17 protein-coding genes and 1 other RNA gene are annotated in these 19,628 nt (G+C 61.9%); 14 read left to right on the top strand and 4 right to left on the bottom strand.

All coding sequences use genetic code 11. The features are described 5' to 3' along the window. Positions 1-124 precede the first annotated feature (124 nt). The 7 genes from ACC569_RS09470 to ACC569_RS09440 all read left to right on the top strand — a co-directional run bounded on the left by ACC569_RS09470 (position 125) and on the right by ACC569_RS09440 (position 8,150). A complete protein-coding gene (locus ACC569_RS09470; protein ID WP_372523272.1) occupies positions 125-3,226 on the top strand; it encodes an AAA family ATPase in 3,102 nt (1,033 codons plus the stop codon). Between the two features lie 90 nt (positions 3,227-3,316). After that, positions 3,317-3,414, top strand: an RNA gene (ffs, locus tag ACC569_RS09465) — signal recognition particle sRNA small type. Between the two features lie 47 nt (positions 3,415-3,461). After that, the gene (gene dnaX, locus ACC569_RS09460; protein WP_372523271.1) at positions 3,462-5,081 is read left to right on the top strand and encodes a DNA polymerase III subunit gamma/tau; all 1,620 of its coding nucleotides are present in this window, start codon (positions 3,462-3,464) and stop codon (positions 5,079-5,081) included. A gap of 17 nt (positions 5,082-5,098) precedes the next feature. After that, on the top strand, positions 5,099-5,419 hold the full coding sequence (locus ACC569_RS09455) for a YbaB/EbfC family nucleoid-associated protein (protein ID WP_372523270.1): 321 nt from the start codon (positions 5,099-5,101) through the stop codon (positions 5,417-5,419). Between the two features lie 7 nt (positions 5,420-5,426). Beyond that, positions 5,427-6,023 (top strand): recombination mediator RecR, encoded by a 597-nt coding sequence (gene recR / locus ACC569_RS09450; protein ID WP_372523269.1) that lies wholly within the window; start codon positions 5,427-5,429, stop codon positions 6,021-6,023. Between the two features lie 86 nt (positions 6,024-6,109). Further along, a complete protein-coding gene (locus ACC569_RS09445; RefSeq protein ID WP_372523267.1) occupies positions 6,110-7,279 on the top strand; it encodes a cation:proton antiporter in 1,170 nt (389 codons plus the stop codon). Then, entirely contained in the window at positions 7,260-8,150 is an 891-nt protein-coding gene (locus ACC569_RS09440; RefSeq protein ID WP_372523266.1) for an SDR family oxidoreductase, read from the top strand. The genes ACC569_RS09445 and ACC569_RS09440 overlap by 20 nt, the downstream gene beginning before the upstream one ends. 15 nt (positions 8,151-8,165) lie before the next feature. Here ACC569_RS09440 and ACC569_RS09435 read toward each other — a convergent pair whose 3' ends face one another. Genes ACC569_RS09435 through ACC569_RS09425 form a run of 3 tightly spaced genes read right to left on the bottom strand, consistent with a single transcriptional unit; the run spans position 8,166 to position 10,062 of the window. Further along, positions 8,166-8,501 (bottom strand): 4a-hydroxytetrahydrobiopterin dehydratase, encoded by a 336-nt coding sequence (locus tag ACC569_RS09435; RefSeq protein ID WP_372523265.1) that lies wholly within the window; start codon positions 8,499-8,501, stop codon positions 8,166-8,168. Positions 8,502-8,511: 10 nt separating this feature from the next. Continuing rightward, positions 8,512-8,799, bottom strand: a complete 288-nt coding sequence (locus ACC569_RS09430) for a hypothetical protein (RefSeq protein WP_372523264.1) — start codon at positions 8,797-8,799, stop codon at positions 8,512-8,514. Between the two features lie 21 nt (positions 8,800-8,820). After that, the gene (locus ACC569_RS09425) at positions 8,821-10,062 is read right to left on the bottom strand and encodes a M48 family metallopeptidase (RefSeq protein WP_372523263.1); all 1,242 of its coding nucleotides are present in this window, start codon (positions 10,060-10,062) and stop codon (positions 8,821-8,823) included. A gap of 156 nt (positions 10,063-10,218) precedes the next feature. Here ACC569_RS09425 and orn point away from each other — a divergent pair, with 156 nt between their 5' ends. Both orn and ACC569_RS09415 read left to right on the top strand, forming a co-directional pair. Then, positions 10,219-10,782, top strand: a complete 564-nt coding sequence (orn, locus tag ACC569_RS09420) for an oligoribonuclease (RefSeq protein WP_372523262.1) — start codon at positions 10,219-10,221, stop codon at positions 10,780-10,782. A gap of 27 nt (positions 10,783-10,809) precedes the next feature. Next, positions 10,810-12,876: a hypothetical protein gene (locus tag ACC569_RS09415; protein WP_372523261.1), complete on the top strand. Its 2,067-nt coding sequence runs from the start codon at positions 10,810-10,812 to the stop codon at positions 12,874-12,876. A 25-nt stretch (positions 12,877-12,901) separates the two neighbouring features. Here ACC569_RS09415 and queG read toward each other — a convergent pair whose 3' ends face one another. Next, positions 12,902-13,978, bottom strand: a complete 1,077-nt coding sequence (queG, locus tag ACC569_RS09410) for a tRNA epoxyqueuosine(34) reductase QueG (RefSeq protein ID WP_372523260.1) — start codon at positions 13,976-13,978, stop codon at positions 12,902-12,904. Positions 13,979-14,027: 49 nt separating this feature from the next. Here queG and ACC569_RS09405 point away from each other — a divergent pair, with 49 nt between their 5' ends. The 5 genes from ACC569_RS09405 to ACC569_RS09385 all read left to right on the top strand — a co-directional run. Beyond that, the gene (locus ACC569_RS09405; RefSeq protein ID WP_372523259.1) at positions 14,028-15,530 is read left to right on the top strand and encodes an NAD(P)H-hydrate dehydratase; all 1,503 of its coding nucleotides are present in this window, start codon (positions 14,028-14,030) and stop codon (positions 15,528-15,530) included. Beyond that, complete coding sequence (gene tsaE / locus ACC569_RS09400; RefSeq protein ID WP_372523258.1) at positions 15,517-15,975, top strand: tRNA (adenosine(37)-N6)-threonylcarbamoyltransferase complex ATPase subunit type 1 TsaE; 459 nt, start codon at positions 15,517-15,519, stop codon at positions 15,973-15,975. Before ACC569_RS09405 ends, tsaE begins: the two co-directional genes overlap by 14 nt. After that, on the top strand, positions 15,972-17,339 hold the full coding sequence (locus ACC569_RS09395; protein WP_372523257.1) for an N-acetylmuramoyl-L-alanine amidase: 1,368 nt from the start codon (positions 15,972-15,974) through the stop codon (positions 17,337-17,339). Before tsaE ends, ACC569_RS09395 begins: the two co-directional genes overlap by 4 nt. 126 nt (positions 17,340-17,465) lie before the next feature. Next, on the top strand, positions 17,466-18,644 hold the full coding sequence (locus tag ACC569_RS09390) for a branched-chain amino acid ABC transporter substrate-binding protein (protein WP_372523256.1): 1,179 nt from the start codon (positions 17,466-17,468) through the stop codon (positions 18,642-18,644). Positions 18,645-18,794: 150 nt separating this feature from the next. Further along, a partial coding sequence (locus ACC569_RS09385) for a branched-chain amino acid ABC transporter permease (RefSeq protein ID WP_372523255.1) occupies positions 18,795-19,628 on the top strand: 834 nt, incomplete at its 3' end.

Genomic DNA, 19,628 nt, shown 5'->3' with positions numbered 1-19,628 from the left:
GTGATCGCGAGATTTTTACTTCCTTCTTCCAGACGGTGAAGGGCGAAGCCGCGTCCGAGGACGAGGTCAACGCCTACCTCGGCGTCGTCGAACGGCTGCACGCCTTGGAACGGGAGTCCCAGCCGTGAAGCCCCTGCGCCTCGTGATGCAGGCCTTCGGGCCGTATGCCGCCAGGCAGGAGATCGATTTCCGCCAGCTCGGCGGGCGCTCACTTTTCCTGATCCACGGCCAGACTGGCGCGGGCAAGACCTCGATCCTGGATGCCATCTGCTTCGCGCTTTACGGGGAGTCCTCCGGATCTTTTCGCGAGCCCCGTACCCTGCGCAGCGATCACGCGCCTCCCGACGTGCCGACGGAAGTCAGCTTCGATTTTTCCGTGGGCACCGAGCGGTACCGGATCAAGCGGATGCCGGAGCAGGAGCGACCCAAGAAAAAAGGCGCGGGCGTGACGCGCGAGCCGCCCGAGGCGACGCTCTGGCGCCGCAGCGATATGGCCGATGACGCGGACGATGGGACCGTGATGGCGACCCAATGGATGCACGTCACCGAGAAGGTCGAGCAACTGCTCGGTTTCCGCTGCGATCAGTTCCGCCAGGTCGTCATGTTGCCGCAGTATCAGTTCCAGCGGTTCCTCATGGCGAATTCGACGGAACGCCAGAGGATTCTCGAAGTACTGTTCTCAACCGAGTTCTACCGCCAAATCGAGGAGGCACTCAAGCAATCGGCGGTCGACGTGCGCCGCCGTTGCGAGGATCTCACCGCGCGGACCGGCTTCGTCCTGGCGCAGGCCGGCGTGGCGGCCGTCGAGGAACTCTTCAGCCGGCAGGAAATCCTGCGCCGGCGTGCCGGCGAGATTGAAGTCGGGTTGACCGCCGCCGCGGCGCGACGGGAACTGGTGGACAGGCAATTGCGCGAGGCGCATCAGCTCGACGAGTTGTTCGTGGAATTGACGGAGGCTCAGGTCAAGTATGCCGAGACGGAGGCGCGCCGCACGGAAACCGATACGCTCGACCAACGCCTCGATCACGCCCGGCGCGCCGAGGCGCTGCGCGATGCCGAGATTTATTGCCAGCACCGCAAACAGGAGCACGAAGCGGTGCTTCTCAAAAGAACGAACTTCGTCACGCAACATGAACGGGCGCTGGAGGCAAAGCATGCCACGGAGCGCGCGCTGACGGCCGAACAGGCCCGGGAAGCGGAACACGAGCTTGTCCGGAGAGAGATCGCGCGCCTGGAAGCCTTGACCGGCAAGATCGAGGAACTCGAACAGGGGAATATGAATCTCACCGACCACGCGCGGCGCGTCACGCAGGCCACTCACGACCGGAACCGGGCGCAGGAGGAACTGCGCGAGTGCACCCGCACGCTGCGCAAGCTACAAAAAGACCTCGAGAAAATGATCGAGTTGTCCGGGAAAACCACAGAGTGGAGAGCGCAGGTCAAAGAACTGCAACGGCTGCACAAGACCGCCGTCGATCTGGCGGAACACCAAAGCCGGCTCAAGACGCAGGATGAAGTCCTCGAAGGTGCCGAGGCGTTGATGGGAGAGACGAAGAAATACCTCAACGAGTCAAAGAAAAGACTCGAACGCCTGCAAGAGCAGCAGGTGAAGGCGCAGTCGACGGTGCTGGCGAAACAGCTCACGCGCGGGGAACCCTGCCCGGTGTGCGGCTCCACGCGTCACCCGGCGCCGGCGCATTTTCGCGCCGCGGTGCCGGATGAACGGGAGATCGCGGAGTTGCGGGAGGAGATACCGCGTCTCGAAAAAACGCGGGACGACGCCGTGCAGGAGGCCGGCCAGCTCGCGCAGCGCGTTGCCATCACGAAGGAGCGCATCGCCAAGTGCCTGGAGGATCTCGGTGCACACCGCAAGACTTCTCCCGCAGCGCTGGCGAAGCGGCTCGAGGAGGCGCAGGCCGAGCTCGATAAGGCCAGGGCCGCCTCGGAGGAGCAGGGCGGCTTGCGCCGGACGATCGTCGATCTGCAGGCAACCGAAACCAGGCTTACCGAGGAATTGCCCCGGCTGGAAGAGATCTTCACCGAAGTGAGTACCGCGCACGGCCGTCTGCAGGAGCGCATCGCCGGGCTTGAAAAGGACATCCCCGCGCCGCTGCGTTCCCTCGAGGCGCTGAACCAGGCACTCGCGGCGGCCCGGGCGAGGCATGAGGCGCTGAGAACCGCGCTCGAGCGCGCGCGTCAAAACCATGACGCCGCCATGGCGGCGTGGCAGACCTGCCACGGACAGCTCGATGGCGCGGAGCGCGTGGTCAACGAAACCCGCGTTCGCCTCGAGGCGGCCGTGGAAGATTTTTTGAAGCGTCTCATGGAGGCCGGGTTTGTCGACGAGTCGGCTTACCAGGGGGCCAAGCTCGAGCAGGAGGAACGCGCCCGGCTCGAGCAGGAGATCCGGGTTTTCCGTGACGCGCAGGTGGCCGCCAAGGCGCGCCTCGACCGCGTTGTCGACGCCGCGCGCGGGAAAGTCCGTCCCGATCTGGCCGCGCTCGAAACCGATGCGGCGAACGCCCAGGCCGAGGTGAACGGCCTGCTCGAAGAGCGGGCGCGCGCGGGCGAACGAAGCCGTCAGATCGACGGCTCGGTCGGGGAGCTGAAGTTTCTGCAAGGGGAGCAGGCCCGAATGGAGGCGCAGCTCGCGGTGGTGGGGCGCGTGGCGGAGGTGGCCAATGGAAAGAATATTTATGGCATCACGCTGCAGCGCTATGTGCTCGCGGCGCTGCTCGAGGACGTGCTCGCCGCGGCCTCCCAGCGCCTGCGTCTCATGAGCCGCGGCCGGTTCGACCTGCAACGCGCGACGGAGCGGGTGGATCTTCGGGCCGCCGGCGGACTCGACCTGCTCGTGTACGACGCTTACACGGGAACGACCCGGCCGGTACAGACGCTCTCCGGCGGCGAGAGCTTTCTGGCGTCGCTGTCGCTGGCCATGGGCCTCGCGGACGTTGTTCAGTCATACGCCGGGGGAATCCGTCTCGAGACGATTTTCATCGACGAGGGGTTCGACTCGCTTGACCCCGAAACCCTCGAGCTCGCTTTCCAGGCGCTGGGCGAGCTGCTGAAGAGCGGCCGGCTGGTCGGGCTTATCTCCCATGTTGCCGAGCTTACGGAATTGGTGCCGGCGCGGCTCGAGATCACCAAGGGCAAGCATGGCAGCCATGCCCGGCTCGTGCATGGCGAAACACGCATCGCCCAGCATGTCGCGACGGAAGCCTGAAACAAACCGCATTGCGCTATGACAGCGGCGGTTACCGCCGCCATCACGTCGTGGTACACTTTCATCCCACAGATTGATTATGGCGGTGAGAGCCGGTCCCCTCGGCGACGGAAGCTTGTGAACCCGGTCAGGTCCGGAAGGAAGCAGCCGCAGCACGCATTTCGGGTACTGGGGTGTGGTTGGCTCGAACCGCCACCCGTTATGGAAGTCCCGTGTTCATGGTGAGCAAAAGCCCGTGAGTTACCAGGTCCTGGCGCGCAAATGGCGCCCACGCAATTTTTTCGAGCTCGTGGGCCAACAGCACGTCGTGCAGCCGCTGGTCAACGCGCTTGACCATGGCCGGCTGCATCACGCTTTTCTGTTTACCGGCACCCGCGGCGTGGGCAAGACCACCATCGCCCGCATACTCGCGAAATCCCTGAACTGCGAAACCGGCGTTACCTCGAAGCCCTGTGGCCAGTGCAGCGCCTGCAAGGAAGTGGACGAGGGACGCTTCGTGGACCTGATCGAGGTGGACGCTGCCTCGCGCACCAAGGTCGACGACACGCGTGAATTGCTGGACAACGTGCAGTACGCACCGTCACGCGGTCGCTACAAGATCTATCTCATCGACGAAGTGCACATGCTTTCCGGCCACAGCTTCAACGCGCTGCTGAAAACACTCGAAGAGCCGCCGCCGCACGTCAAGTTCCTGCTCGCCACCACCGATCCGCAAAAACTGCCGGTCACGGTGCTGTCACGCTGCCTGCAATTCAATCTCAAGCGTCTGCCGGTCGAGAAAATCGCCGCGCAAATACAGAAAATATTGGACGCGGAAGGCAACGCTCATGATGCGGGCTCGATCAAGTTGCTGGCGCGCGCCGCCGATGGCAGCATGCGCGACGGCCTCTCGCTGCTCGATCAGGCGATCGCCTACGGCGGGGGCCAGGTCAACGAGCCGGAAGTGCGTGCCATGCTCGGAACGATCGACCAGAATTTCATAGAACAGCTGTTGCAGGGATTGGAGACCGGCGATGTCGGCGCGTTGCTCAAGACTGTGACCGAGGCGACGGAATTCGGCCTGGATTACGAGATGCTGCTGAAAGAATTGCTATTGACGCTGCACCGCATCGCGCTGGCGCAGGCCGATCCGGCGCTGGCGGGTGAAGAGGGCGAGAGCATTCTGGCCCATGCCCATGCCATATCACCGCAGGACGTCCAGCTTTACTATCAGATCGGTGTCACGGGGAGCCGTGATCTGCCGTTTGCCCCGGACCCGCGCAGCGGGCTGGAGATGATCCTGTTACGCATGGTGGCATTTCGTCCGGCGGAAGCGGGTGAGGTACGCACATCCATTCCGACCACTACCGCACTGCCGACCAGGACGGCCACCACGGCAACAGCGGCACGAAGCTCTCCACCCGTGGCAGCGAAGCCCGCACCCATCCCTGTGGTTTCGCCGCCCACCGCCACGGTGGCGCAAAACCACGGTGCCCCGGCGACAAAATGGAGCGAAGTGGTGACCCAGCTCGGGCTCGTGGGCCTGGTGCGTGAACTGGCCAGCAACACGACGCTCGAATCCTCTGACAACGGTGCCATGGTGCTGGTGCTGGAAGAATCGCATGGGAAGCTGCTCAACAAGGAGCGCGAAGCGGAATTGAGGCAGGCGCTGGAAAAATACTACGGCAACCCGGTCAAGCTGACACTGCGAGTCGGGTGCCCCGCGGTGGAAACGCCGGCGAAGGAGAAAACCCGTTTGCAGGATGAAAAGCAGCAGGCCGCGGTGCAGGCGATCACGGACGATCCCAACGTGCGCGCGCTGCAGGAAAAATTCAATGCCCGGGTGAACCCGGCTTCAATTCGACCCAAGGTTTAACGCAAGACGAGGAGCACATGAAAGGCGGACTGGGAAATATCATGAAGCAGGCGCAGGCGATGCAGGAAAACCTGCGCAAGGCGCAGGAGCAACTCGCGACCATCGAGGTCACGGGCAGCAGTGGCGGCGGCATGGTCAGTGTCACCATGACCTGCCGGCACGACGTGAAACGCGTGCAGATCGACCCGAGCCTGCTGCAGGACGACAAGGAAGTGCTGGAGGATCTGGTCGCCGCGGCGATAAACGACGCCGTGCGCAAAGTGGAGAAGACCACCGAGGAAAAAATGGCCGGGCTCACCGCCGGGCTCAACATTCCCGGAATGAAGCTTCCGTTCTGAAACACGCATGAACGATGTCACCATCCTCGAAGCGCTCAAGCAGGCCCTGCGCCGGCTGCCGGGCGTTGGCCCGAAGAGCGCGAGCCGCATGGCCTATCATCTGCTCGAACGCGACCGCGAGGGCGCGCGCCAGATCGCGCAGGCGCTTACCAACGCGGTTGAGCGCATCATCCACTGCCAGCGCTGCAACAATCTGAGCGAAACCGAACTGTGCCCGATCTGCGTATCGGCGCGGCGCGACAAATCGCTGCTGTGCGTGGTCGAGTCGCCCTCCGATCTGGTTTCGCTCGATCAGTCCGGGGTCTACAACGGCTTGTATTTCGTGCTCATGGGGCGGCTGTCGCCGCTCGACGGCATCGGCCCTGAGGAAATCGGCATCCCCCGGCTCGAAGCCTTGCTGGATGAAGGGACCATCAAGGAAGTCGTGCTCGCCACCAACCTCACGGTGGAGGGCGAGGCCACTGCGCACTACATCAGCGATCTGGTGCGCGCCCGCCACATCAAAGCCACGCGTATTGCCTATGGCGTGCCCATCGGCGGTGAACTCGAATACACCGACCGCAATACGCTTGCCCGCGCACTGGCCGGCCGGCGCGAGGCGTGATAAAGATAAACAAGTATAACTGATTGCCCCGCCCTGGCCGAATGCCAGGCACTGACGGTTCAACGCAACGCAGGGAGCCCGCGGTCATGCCCAGTGAGTCGCTGCTGTTCATGGTGTTCCTGATCTTCACCGGCGCCGCGGTCTTCGCCACGCTGGCGCTGTATGCGCGCCAGGCGCTGATCGTGTCCTATATCGTGCTCGGCGTGGTGATGGGTCCGTCGCTGCTCGGCTGGGTGACGGATGCCTCGCTCATCAAGGGCGTGGCCGACATCGGCATCATGTTCCTGCTGTTCCTCCTCGGCCTCAACATGCACCCGCAGAAGCTGTTACGGCTGCTGGGCTCGGCAACGTTCATCACCGGGGTGAGCTCGCTGGTTTTCGGCGTTCTCGGCGTAGTGGCCGGCTATCTGCTTGGTTATACCGTCGTCGAGTCGCTCGTGGTCGGTGGCGGGCTCATGTTCTCGAGCACCATCGTGGGCTTGAAGCTGCTGCCGACCACGGTGCTGCATCATCGGCATACCGGCGAGATCATGATCAGCATCCTGTTGCTGCAAGACATTATGGCGATTGTGTTGCTGCTGATTCTCCAGGCTGGCATTGGCCAGCATGCATTGCTGGCGGATGTGGGAAGGCTGGCGCTCGCGCTGCTCGGGGTTTGCGGGCTGGCCTACCTGGTGGAGCGTTATGTGCTGCTGCCGTTGATCACGCGCTTCGACGTCATCCAGGAATACATCTTTCTGCTCGCGATCGGCTGGTGCCTGGGGCTGGCGGAGCTCTCGGTCTGGCTCGGGCTGTCGCATGAGATCGGTGCTTTCGTTGCCGGTGTGGCGCTGGCCTCCAGCCGCATCTCGCTGTTTATCGCCGAAAACCTGAAACCACTGCGGGACTTTTTCTTGATCATTTTCTTTTTCACGCTCGGCGCCGGGCTCGATATCAAGCTGTTGGCGGACGTGCTGATGCCGGCGATCGTGTTGGCGGCCGTGGTGCTCGTGGTAAAACCTTGGGTGTTCCGTCGGCTGCTGTCGAATGCCGGCGAGAGCCCGCCGCGCGCCACGGAAATCGGAGTACGACTCGGGCAGGGCAGTGAGTTCACCCTGCTGATCGCGGTGCTGGCGTTGCAAACCGGCGTCGTGCGTCATCAGGCGGCCCATCTGCTCGAACTGACCACCATTCTTTCCATGATGGTCTCGATGTACCTGATCGTCTGGCGCTATCCGACGCCCATCGCGGTGCGCGATGATCTCCGCCGCAACTGATGTGCTGATTATCGGCTGCGGCGACATCGGCGAGCGTGTCGCCCGGCACGAACGGTCGGAGGGCCGTGCCGTCATCGGCCTGGTCCGCTCGGAGAAATCCGTGCGGCGTTTGCGTGCCGCGGGCATTCAACCGATCGCGGCCGATCTCGATGCCCCGGCGTCCTTGAATAATCTTCCCGTCAAGGACGCGGTCGTGTATTACTTCGCCCCGCCGCCGGACACGGGCGTGACTGACCCGCGCATGGAGACGTTCGTTTCGGCGATGACGCCCACTAATCCGCCCAGGTGCATTGTGCTGATCAGCACCACGGGAGTTTATGGCGATTGCCGGGGCGAGTGGGTGACGGAAGACCGTCCGCCGAATCCGCAGGCGGATCGCGCCAGACGCCGGCTCGCGGCGGAAACCACGCTCCAAGCTTGGAGTAAGACGAGCGGGGTGTCGGTCGTGATCCTGCGCGTGCCGGGTATTTACGGCCCGGGGTATTTGCCCGAGAAGCGGCTGCGTTCCGGCGAGCCGGTTCTACGCGAGGACGAATCTCCCTTCAGCAATCGCATTCATGCTGACGACCTTGCCCGCATTTGCATCGCCGCCGCGCGCCATGCCCATCCGAGCCGTCTCTACAATGTCAGCGATGGTCACCCCACCACCATGACGGATTTTTTCTACCGCGTGGCGGATGTGCTCGGGATTCCGCGCCCGCCCGCGGTTAGCTTGGAAGAGGCACGGCGACGGCTGGGGGAAGGCATGCTTTCCTATCTCGCGGAATCCAAGCGCATCGACAACCGGCGCATGCGCGAGGAGCTGGGCGTGAAATTGCTGTATCCGGATCTGGCGGCGGGTCTGGCTTCGTGTTTTGAAAGGTGCGGATAGCCCGGGGAGCGGCGATTATTCACCCAGAAGGGCGCTGATCTTGGCGGCGCCGATGAAGTCGTTTTCCGACAGCCCCTTGACGCTGTGCGTGCTGAAACGTACGTGACAACGGTTGTAGCCGACTTCGATGTCCGGGTGATGGTCCTCGCGGTGCGCCACCCAGGCGAGCGCGTTCACGAACGCCATGGTCTCGTAATAATTCTTGAACTTGAAAGTGCGGCTGATCTCGGAGGCGGTTTCATTCAATGACCAGCCGGGCGTTTGCTGAATCAAATCGGCGGCACGATCGCGCGACAGCGGCGGCGTGCCGGGGGCGCAGGGCTTGCAGGACTTGTGCGTGAGATCGATCATGACGCCCCGGTTATTTGAACTTGTAGTAGGTTTCGTTCAGGTATTTCACCAGATCGTTCACCTGGGTCTTTCCCAGCGTGACATCGGTCATGTGCTCGCAATTGTGGATCTGCTCGGTTAATCCCTCGAGGCTTTTGATCTTGTGGTCCTTGCGCGTATGAACGCTGTCGTTGTGGCACGACGTGCAACTGGCGTCATACAGTTTTTTGCCGTTGGCGGCGTCACCCGGCAACGTCGCGGCCTGGGTGGAAACGGAAAGGACGGCGACAATCGGAAATAAGACGAATGACTTGAGCATGGTTCCTCCTTGCGTGCAGCGTCAGGTTTTGCCCGCCAGATGCGCGATGCGCAACGCGGCGGGCGGGTGTGAGTCGTAAAAAGCCGAGTGCAGCGGATCGGGGGTGAGGGTGCTGGCGTTTTCCCGATAGAGCTTGACCAGCGCGCTGACCAGTTCACCGGCATCGGTCTGTTCGGCGGCGAAGCTGTCGGCCTCGTATTCGTAACGGCGCGAACCCCAGGCGAGCAGCGGTTGCAGGAAGAAGGTGAACACCGGCCCGATCAGCATGAACAGCATCAGTGCCGCGTGAGTCGAGCGCTGCGACATGCCGAGACCGGTATAGAACCACGGCTGCGTGACCAGCCATCCGAGAACGGCGAGTCCGATCAGGCTGAAGGCGAAGGTCAGGAACATGCGCTTCATGACGTGCCGGCGCTTGAAGTGCCCGAGCTCGTGCGCCAACACCGCCTCGATTTCTTTTTCGCCCAAATGCTCGAGCAGCGTGTCGAAGAACACGATGCGCTTGGTCTTGCCGAAGCCGGTGAAGTAGGCGTTGCCGTGGGCGCTGCGGCGCGAGCCGTCCATGACGAATATGCCGCGCGACCGGAATCCGGTGCGTTCCAGCAGCGACTGGATGCGTTCACGCACGGAACCTTCCTTGAGCGGGGTGAATTTGTTGAAGATCGGCGCGATCAGCGCGGGATAGGCCCAGACCAGCAGCAGCGTGAAACCGCCCCACAGCAGCCAGACGTACACCCACCACAGTGCGCCGGTCTCCTGCATCAGCCATAGCGCGGCGATTGCCAGCGGCGCGCCGAGGATGCCGAGCAGCAGAGTCTTCTTGATCATATCGGCCACGTACAGCCCAGGGTTGGTTTTGTTGAAGCCGAAGCGGTTCTCGATCACGAAGGTCTGATACACGGACATCGGCAACCCCAGCAGGCCCATGAAGATGAACGCGCTGAGAATGAAGACAGTGCCGGTGCCCAGCTCGCCCCAGCCGAAATCGCGGCACAACCGGTCGAGCCACTCGAGACCTCCGCCCACGGTCCACAGGGCGAGCAGCAACGCGCCGTAGCAGTCCTCAATGCGCCCGAAACGGGTGTGCGCGATGGTGTAGTCGGCGGCCTTCTGGTGATCCTCGAGCGTGATCTTGTTGCGGAAGGCGTTGGGCACGGCCGCGCGATTCGCGGTTACATGGCGGATATGGCGGTTGGCGAGCCACAACTCCGTCAGCAGCGACAGGCCGAGCAGCGACAGAAAAATGATCGTGAAGGTATTCATAGGCTATATAATAACAAGACGAGCGAAGCAGGGCTTCCTTGAATGTTATCATCCTCACACGAGAGACAGTAGGTAGCCCGAATAATTCCCTGTTCCCCCAAGGGAGATGGGATTTTCCAGATTCGAGTGGCCCGCATTTAAATCCGGAGAGCGCACATGGCACAAACACCCAACGGGGCACAGAGCAGCAACGCCCTGATCTGGATAGACCTGGAAATGACAGGGTTAAATCCGGAAACCGACCGGATCATCGAGGTCGCCACCATCGTCACCGACAGCGAGTTGAACATCGTCGCGGAAGGTCCGGTGTTTGCGGTGCATCAGTCGGACACCATGCTCGCGGGCATGGACGACTGGAACCAGCGCACCCACGCGGGAACGGGGCTGATCGAGCGCGTGAAGCAGTCGCCGTATTCCGAGGCCGACGTCGAGCGCCTCACGCTCGAATTTCTCCAGAAGCACGTTACGAAGAATAAATCCCCGATGTGCGGCAACAGTATCTGCCAGGACCGGCGCTTCCTGGCGCGCACCATGCCGCAGCTCGAGACATGGTTTCATTACCGCAATCTCGATGTTAGTTCCATCAAGGAACTCGTTAAACGCTGGAAGCCGGGCCTGTGCAGTGGGATGGTAAAGAAGAACACTCACAAGGCGCTCGATGACATTCGCGAATCCATTGATGAGCTGAAGTACTACCGGGAGCATTTCTTTATTAAGTGATATCATAAAAGGACGCGGGGGATTCTTATGTTCAAAAGACCATCCGTTCTTTATGTCGTAATAGCCGCCGTCGCGCTGTCTGTCGGGCTGCTGGTATATCTCCTCGGACGCCAGCCTGAGCACGTCTATTTTCTTTTCCACGGTTTCTCTCTCGCGCACGGGCACCATTTACTGTTCGGCGTTCTGGGAAATTATCTCCCCTCGTTTGTCCATGTGTATGCGTTCATCCTGCTCACGGCGGCGGTTGCCGATTTCTCGAAAGCACGGTTGCTCCGAATTTGTGCGGCATGGTTTGTCATCGCTTCCCTGTTCGAAATCGCCCAGCATCCGGCGATATCCCCGATCATCGCAGCGGCGGTGCCGGCATGGTTCACGCGCGTTCCGATTTTCGATAACACCGCCGCTTATTTTCTCAACGGGACCTTTGATCCCTTGGATCTGCTGTCCATTGTGCTGGGCACAATTGCCGCTTACGTGACCATCTTGTTGACGAGAAACAGTGCGAACACGCTGTCGTCGAATAACCTGCCGCACAGCGTATTTCACTATCTTTCTCTGGGCGGAATCGCACTTTTTGGGATGCTGGCCATTATCGGCAGCGGCGGCGGAACTGCCGGTACCAGCACAACAGTGCCCGGCGCGGGCAGTCAACTCTATGTCAGCGGCAATGGCAGCAGCACGCTGTTGATATATAACGATGCCAATACTGTGTCCGGGACTACCGCCGCCAATCGCCTAGTCACCGGTGGATTGACCACGGTCAGCGTCCCGCGCGGCATTGCGATCGATATGCCGCGCAATCAGCTCTACGTCGCGAATACGGGAGCAAATTCGATTCTGGTTTTCAACAACGCACGCACAGTTACGGGCGGCGATGCGCCCGACCGCACGATCAGCAACGCCACTACGCCGATTAGCCCGACGGCGTTGTTTATCGACCCGGTCAACGACCGGTTGTACGTGACCAGTGGCAATTCGGTGTTGATCTATGATAGCGCGAGCACCCTGAGCGGCAGCTCCGTCTCGCCTGATCGCGCGCTGTTGGGCGGCCTTACCACCTTGAGCGCGCCGAGTGGTATTTATGTCGATGCCACGAGAAATATTTTGTATGTGGTGAATGGCAACAATAAGTTACTGGTTTTCACTAACGCCGCGACCACGACGGGCAACGTCGCCCCGGCGAGATCGATTACGATTTCAAGCAATTCCGCGGACATATTCGTGGATGTGATGGCGGACCGTTTGTATGTTGCCGATACGTCCGCCAACGCGGTTCTCATTTTTGACGGTGCCAGCAAGGCAAATAGCAGCTCCAGCCCTAACCGCACGATTTCCGGCGGCACGAGCGCGCTGAATCAGCCGCGCGGCGTGTTCGTTGATACTGGCACCGATGAGTTGTATGTCACAAATGCCGGAAGCGATTCCGTGCTGGTTTTTAACGGCGCCAGTACGGTCAACAACCCCGCGTCGCCCAACCGCGCGTTGAGCTTGTCAGCGTCGACCGGCCCTTGGGGCATCTATGTCGATGTCACGCCGATCGTGATCGGCAGCACGGCGAATCTGGACGGCTATGCGCGCAGCGACGGAACGGCAAGTGCCTCTGGGAGTCCCGCGACCGGAGACAAAGACGCGAGCTATTCTCTTGGTGTCGGATGGCGCCAGTTGTACAGTTTCGATATCGCTAATATCTCCACCAGCACCACGATTACCTCAGCGACACTGCGGTTGTATCAATGCGACGTCCAGGGTTCGCCCTATACGTCTCTGGGCAATGTCATCGTGGACCAGATGAACTATGGCGGCGTGTTCGATCCCTTCGGTAGCGCCTACAGCGGGGGGGCAGTGGCCCTCGACATCGGGATACTATCCACCACGCCTATCTTGGGTTATCGGTCTTTGAATGTGACGATCCCAGTGCAAAACGATCTGACCGCGTCACGCGTGCGCTCGCAGTACCGGCTCCATTTTTCCACGCAGGATTTCAATTTTGATGGCAATGATGATTTTGCTCAGTTTACAGATGCCGAGGATTCGCTCTGCGCGGGGACAACCACCAATCAGCCACCGCAATTGGCGATTACTCTTAGGCCTTGATCTGTTTTTATTAACCTTTCAAGGGTTACAGAAGAGCAGAGTGGCGTTTAAGCGCCCACTTAACGTGTTCTCTTGCCAGCACTGAAGAATGATCCTGCCGTGCCTTGAGTGCATTAACGACTGTCTCGTTCGTTGGTGCGTTACCTAATGCCACGGCAATGTTCCTCAGCCAGCATTCATAACCGATGCGCCGGATGGCGGAACCTTTGGTATATTCCAGAAATTCCTCTTTGGTCCAGGAAAACAACCGGATCAATTCCGGTGCGTCGAGTTCATGACGCGGTGAGAAGTCGGCTTCGCTTGTTGGCTGGGCAAAGCGGTTCCACGGGCAGACGAGCTGGCAGTCGTCGCAACCGTAGATGCGGTTGCCGATCAGCGGGCGCAGCTCCACGGGAATGGAGCCGCGCAACTCAATAGTAAGGTATGAAATACAGCGGCGCGCATCGAGTTCGTAGGGCGCAACGATGGCTTGGGTTGGGCAGATATCGATACACGCCTGGCATGTGCCGCAGTGGTTCTCAGCGGGCCTGTCCACCGGTAGAGGCAGGTCGGTATAAAGCTCGCCGAGAAAAAACCATGAACCGGTTTGTTTATCGATCAGGTTGGTATGCTTGCCGATCCAGCCTAGCCCGGCTTTTTCAGCCAGGGCCTTTTCCAGCACCGGGGCGCTGTCGCTGAAAGCGCGGTACTGGAACCGACCGGCGCGTGCCTCGATCCGTTCAGCCAGCTTCTGCAAACGGCCACGCATCACCTTGTGGTAGTCTCGGCCCAGGGCATAGCGGGAGATGAATCCGAGCGACGGGTTGCGCAGGACTGTCGCGGTATCGGCGGCCTGGCCCGGGAGGTAGTCGAGGCGTGCGGAAATCACGCGCAGCGTGCCGGGCTGAAATTCCTGCGGGCGGCTGCGGCGCGTGCCATGGGACTCCATATAATGCATTGCACCGTGCCGGCCGCGGCTCAGCCAGTTCAGCAGGTGCGTTTCGGCCTCGCTCAGTTCGACATCGGCGATGCCGGTCTGCTGAAAGCCGAGCTCACGTCCCCACCGCTTGATGTCGGCCGCCAGCTGGACGAGATCGATTTTGCTGTTTTGCGCGGTATGCATGAAGGCCTATCATATAGTCAACACGCGCAGATAACGAAAGGACGAATTCATGAATCTCCCGGAAGCCCTTTACACCGCCGCCCAGGCGCGCGAACTCGACCGCCTCGCCATCGAGGAACGCGGCATTGCCGGTGCCACGCTGATGCAGCGCGCGGGCGAGGCGGCCTTTGAGCTGTTGCGGGTACGGTGGCCGCGGGCGCGGCGTATCGCGGTGGTGTGCGGGCCGGGCAACAACGGCGGCGACGGTTACGTGCTGGCACGGCTGGCGCATGGCGCCGGCCTCACGCCGGTGGTCATGAGCGTGGGTCCGACGGGCAAATCGAAAGCTGACGCCGCCGTGGCACGCAAGGCCTGTGAATCGGCCGGCGTCGCGATTCAGAATTTCAGCACCGGGTTGCTCGCGGGATGCGATGTCGTGGTGGATGCCTTGCTCGGCACGGGCCTTGAACGTGACGTCAGCGGCGAATGGCTCGCCGTCATTGAGACCATCAATCAAAGCCGCGTTCCGGTACTGGCGGTGGATGTTCCCTCGGGGCTGCATGCCGACACCGGCCGCGTGATGGGCGCGGCGGTGCACGCGCAGGCGACGCTGGCGTTTATCGGACTCAAGGCCGGTCTGTACACCGGCGCCGGACGCGCGCGCAGCGGCGAAATATTTTTCGACGATCTCGGCGTGCCGCCGGATATCCACGCCAGGATTCCCGCTTCGGCGCAACGCCTGACGGAGCGTTCGCTCCACGGGCTTCTGTATAAACGCCGGCGCGACATGCACAAGGGTGATGCCGGTCATGTGCTGGTGATCGGCGGTGACCGTGGCATGCCGGGCGCGGCACAACTGGCCGGCGAGGCGGCGTATCGCGCCGGCGCCGGGCTGGTGACGCTGGCGACGCATCCGGAACACGCGGCCCGGATTGGCGCGGCGCGGCCCGAGTTGATCGTGCATGGCGTGACTTCTCCCGCGGAACTGCGTCCTTTACTCGCGCGCGCCGACGTGATCGCCGCCGGCCCGGGCCTGGGGCAGGGTGAATGGGGTGCCGCGCTCTTCGGCGCGGCGCTGGACACGGCGATTCCCACGGTGGTGGACGCCGATGCACTGAACAGTCTCGCCGCCGATCCGCTGATGCACGCCGATTGGATACTCACGCCGCACCCCGGCGAAGCAGCGCGGCTGCTCGGCATGGGCACGCGGGAAATACAGGCCGACCGCTTCGCGGCGGTGCGCGAGCTGGTGGCGAGCTACGGGGGGGTATGCGTGTTGAAGGGGGCGGGTACGCTGATCGCATCATTATATGATGGCGTGGTCTCGGTCTGTGACTGCGGCAATCCCGGCATGGCGAGCGGCGGCATGGGCGACGTGCTGACCGGTACCATCGCCGGACTGCGGGCGCAGGGCCTGTCGTCGCCCGATGCCGCGCGCCTCGGGGTATGGGCGCACGCCGCCGCAGGCGATGACGCCGCGACGGCGAGCGGGGAAATCGGCATGCTCGCCTCCGACCTGCTGCCGTTCATCCGCGCTCGTCTCAATAGTCTGGTGGGACATGCCGCGCCTTGAACAGCCGGTCGCCACGGCCGCCGAGATGGAGGCGCTGGGCGCAAAGTTGGCTTCCCGTCTGGGGAATGCCCGTGTCATCTACGTCCACGGCCCGCTCGGCGCCGGCAAAACCACGCTCGTGCGTGGGATGTTGCGCGCCTTCGGACATGAGGGCACGGTGAAGAGCCCGACGTTCACGCTTGTCGAGCCCTACGATCTCAAAGACATCAGTTTCTATCACTTCGATCTCTACCGGTTGAACGATCCGGAAGAACTGGAATTTCTCGGCGTACGCGACTACCTTCACGGTAAAGGGGTTTGTGTGGTGGAGTGGGCCGAGCGCGCGGAGGGCGTTTTGCCAACTCCGGATCTGGATATTATGATTTCACCCACCGGGACAGGACGCATGGTACGGATTACGACCCCGACATCCCACGGTAACGCATTGCTGGAGACGCTGGCATGAGACGGCTGGCGCGTCTGCTCTTCCCCGTATTATTTCTGATGACCGCCGTCGCCGGCGCCGAGCCGGTCAGCGTGCAGCACCTGCGCGTGTGGCGCGCGCCCGATCATACTCGTCTGGTGTTCGACGTCAGCGGCCCGCTCGAGCACCGGCTGTTCACGCTCCAGAATCCGGACCGCCTGGTGGTGGACATCGACAACGCGCGTCTGGCGGAACCATTAAAGGACGTAGACACGGACGGCCCGCTGGTGGGGGCCGTGCGCGTGGGGCAGCCGGAGACGGGTCCGCTGCGCATCGTGCTCGAGCTCAAGGCCGAGGCGCGTCCGCGCAGCTTCATGCTCAAGCCGGCCGGACCCTACGGACATCGCTTGGTGATCGATCTCTTCGACGTAAAGGCGGTCGAACAGGAAGCGGCCGAGTCGAAGCCGGAAACCAAACCCCCGACAACGCCAGATCGCGTGGCGCCCAAGCCGGTAGTGCGCGACCGCGTGGTGGCCATCGACGCCGGTCACGGCGGCGAAGACCCCGGTGCTTCGGGACGCCGTTACCGCACGCACGAGAAGGATGTGACGCTTGCCATCGCGCGCGAGCTGGCGAAACTCGTGGCGCAGGAGCCGGGCATGCGCCCGCTGCTGATCCGCGATGGAGATTATTACGTCGGCCTGCTCCAGCGTTTTGAAAAGGCGCGCCGTCAGCGCGCGGATGTGTTCGTCTCGATTCATGCCGACGCCGTTCCCGGCCGGAGCGCCAACGGTTCCTCGGTTTATGCGTTGTCGGAGAAGGGCGCGAGCAGCGCCATGGCGCGGCGGCTCGCCGACAAGGAAAATGCCTCCGACCTGATCGGCGGCGTGAGCCTGAACGATAAGGACGACATGCTGGCGCATGTGTTGCTCGATCTGTCGCATAACAAGACCATGCAGGACAGCCTGAGTCTCGGCGATAATATTCTTGCGGAGCTGCAACACGTCGGTCCGGTGCACCTGCACCATGTGGCCCAGGCCGGCTTTGCCGTGCTCAAGTCGCCCGACATTCCGTCGGTGCTGGTGGAGACGGCGTTCATTTCCAATCCCTCGGAAGAGAAGAAGCTGCGCACGCCGGCCTTCCAGCGCCAGTTGGCCGCGGGCATTTTTCGCGGCATCAAGCGGCATCTGGCGCGCACCCCTTCGGCACCGCAGATCTCGGCGCAGGCGGAACGGGGAACAGAACCGTCGCGCGAGCATGTCGTGCGCAAGGGCGAGACGCTCGCCGCCATCGCCCGTCAATACAACATCCATGTGGATGCCCTGCGCTTTCTCAACGACCTGGGCCGCGGCGATCCGCCGGCAGGCGTGAGATTGCGCATCCCGGCCAAGCAAGGCGACGGTTAACCACTCTGGTGTCGGCGCGCCGGGCACGCGGTATTTCGTTGGGCCCGGGTTAGGGTTTTGCGTTAAGATTCGCGCCAGACAAGCGATGCAGAAATATCCAGGAGAAATCCGGTGAATGGGCGGCGAATGACGAAATGCACGATGTGGGTATTGGTGTTGGCGACCGGGCTGACGGCTTGCGACAAGCAGGAAAACTCCGCGACCGGTCCCGGCGGTGAAACCATGGTGCGGATAGGATCGGTATCCCCGCTCACCGGACCTCAGGCCCACCTCGGCAAGGACAATGCCAACGGAGCGCGTCTGGCCATCGACGAGATCAATGCCGCGGGCATCACGCTCGGCGGCAAGAAAGTGAAGTTCGAACTGCTGAGCGAGGACGATCAGGCCGATCCCAAGATTGCGACGATCGTGGCCGACAAGCTGATAGATCAGCGCGTGGCCGGTGTCATCGGGCATCTTAATTCAGGCACCAGTATTCCCGCCTCCAAAAGATATCACGAGGCTGGAATTCCCCAGATTTCTCCGTCGGCCACCGCCATTGCCTATACGGCCCAGGGATTTAATACCACGTATCGCGTGATGACCAACGATCTGCAGCAGGGTAAGGTGCTGGGCGAGTACGCGGTCCAGAAGCTGGGCGCAAAGCGCATCGCCATCATCGACGATCGTACCGCCTACGGTCAGGGTCTGGCGGACGAGGTGGAAAAGGCGGCGAAGGCCGCGGGCGGCACGATCGTGGCGCGCGAGTTTACGACCGACCGTTCCACCGACTTCCTCGCCATTCTCACCTCGATCAAGGCGAAGCATCCCGACGTGGTGTTCTACGGCGGCATGGATGCGCAGGGCGCGCCCATGGTCAGGCAGTTGCATTCACTGGGCATCAACGCGACGCTTCTCGGTGGCGATGGCGTGCAGACCACTGAATTCCTGAAACTGGCCGACATGGATGCCGAAGGAGTGACGGCATCCTCGCCGGGTCTCCCGATTGACAGCATGCCGGGTGGCAAGGAGTTCCGGGAGAAGTTCACCGCCAAATATGGCGTCATCCAGAATTACGCCCCCTACGCCTACGATGCCGCCCGCGCCATGGTTGACGCCATGAAGCTGGCCGACTCCGCCGATCCGAAAAAATACCTGGCGCAGCTTCCGCGCGTGCAGTTCACCGGCGTGACCGGCCCTATCAGTTTCGACGACAAGGGAGATATCCGCGGCGGCGCGATCACGCTTTACCATGTCAAGAATGGCAGATGGGAGTTTCTGGAAACCGTCATAGGCGGTGCCGGCGCGGCACCCGCAAAGAATTAAAAGTTCCCGAAGCACGAATCTATAGACAGGATTAACAGGATTAAAATGCCTTGGGAGCAATCCTGTAAACCCCGCCGCGAATTCCGTAAATCCTGTTTATTTTTATTTCGCGTCTGCATCATGCATGCACAGACGGCGGAGGCGTAATCGTTGGATATCCTCACCCAGCAACTGATCAACGGCCTGGTCCTGGGAAGCATCTACGCCCTGGTGGCCCTGGGCTACACGATGGTGTACGGCATCCTCGAGCTCATCAATTTCGCTCACGGCGAAGTGACGATGTTCGGCGCCATGATCTGTCTGGCCGTCATCGGCGCATTGGCGGGCAGCGGGACGGGGCTGGATGGCGTCACGATCGTGCTGCTGGGATTGCTCGCCGCGATCGCCGTATGCATGGCGATGGGATTCCTGATCGAACGCATCGCTTACCGTCCGCTGCGCCGCGCGCCGCGGCTCGCCGCGCTCATCACTGCCATCGGCATGTCCATCGTGCTGCAAAATCTGGCGATGCTGATCTGGGGCAGGCAGTACATTACCTTTCCGCCGCTGCTGCCGCTGGTTCGCTATGAACTGGCCGGCGCCGTTATCACCAATCTGCAGATTTTCATCATGATACTTTCCTGCCTGCTGATGATCGGTTTGTTGTTGCTCGTGAATAAAACGCGACTCGGGCGCGCCATGCGCGCCACCGCCCAGGCGCAGGACATCGCCGGCCTCATGGGCATCAACACCAACACTATCATCTCGGTAACGTTCGTGATCGGCGCCGCGCTGGCGGCGGTGGCGGGCGTCATGGTCAGCGCTTATTACGGGCTGGCGCATTACTACATGGGCTTCATGCTCGGGCTCAAGGCTTTCACCGCCGCGGTGCTGGGCGGCATCGGCAACATCGCCGGGGCGATGCTGGGCGGCTTGCTGCTCGGCGTGATCGAAAGTCTCGGCGCCGGCTACATCGGCGAGCTGACCGGCGGATTCCTCGGCAGC

It is taken from the genome of Sulfuricaulis sp. (assembly GCF_041499725.1).
In the GTDB taxonomy this organism is placed as follows: Bacteria; Pseudomonadota; Gammaproteobacteria; order Acidiferrobacterales; family Sulfurifustaceae; genus Sulfuricaulis.
Note: the sequence above shows the minus strand (reverse complement) of the source record. Positions and strands in the feature narration are given on the sequence as shown.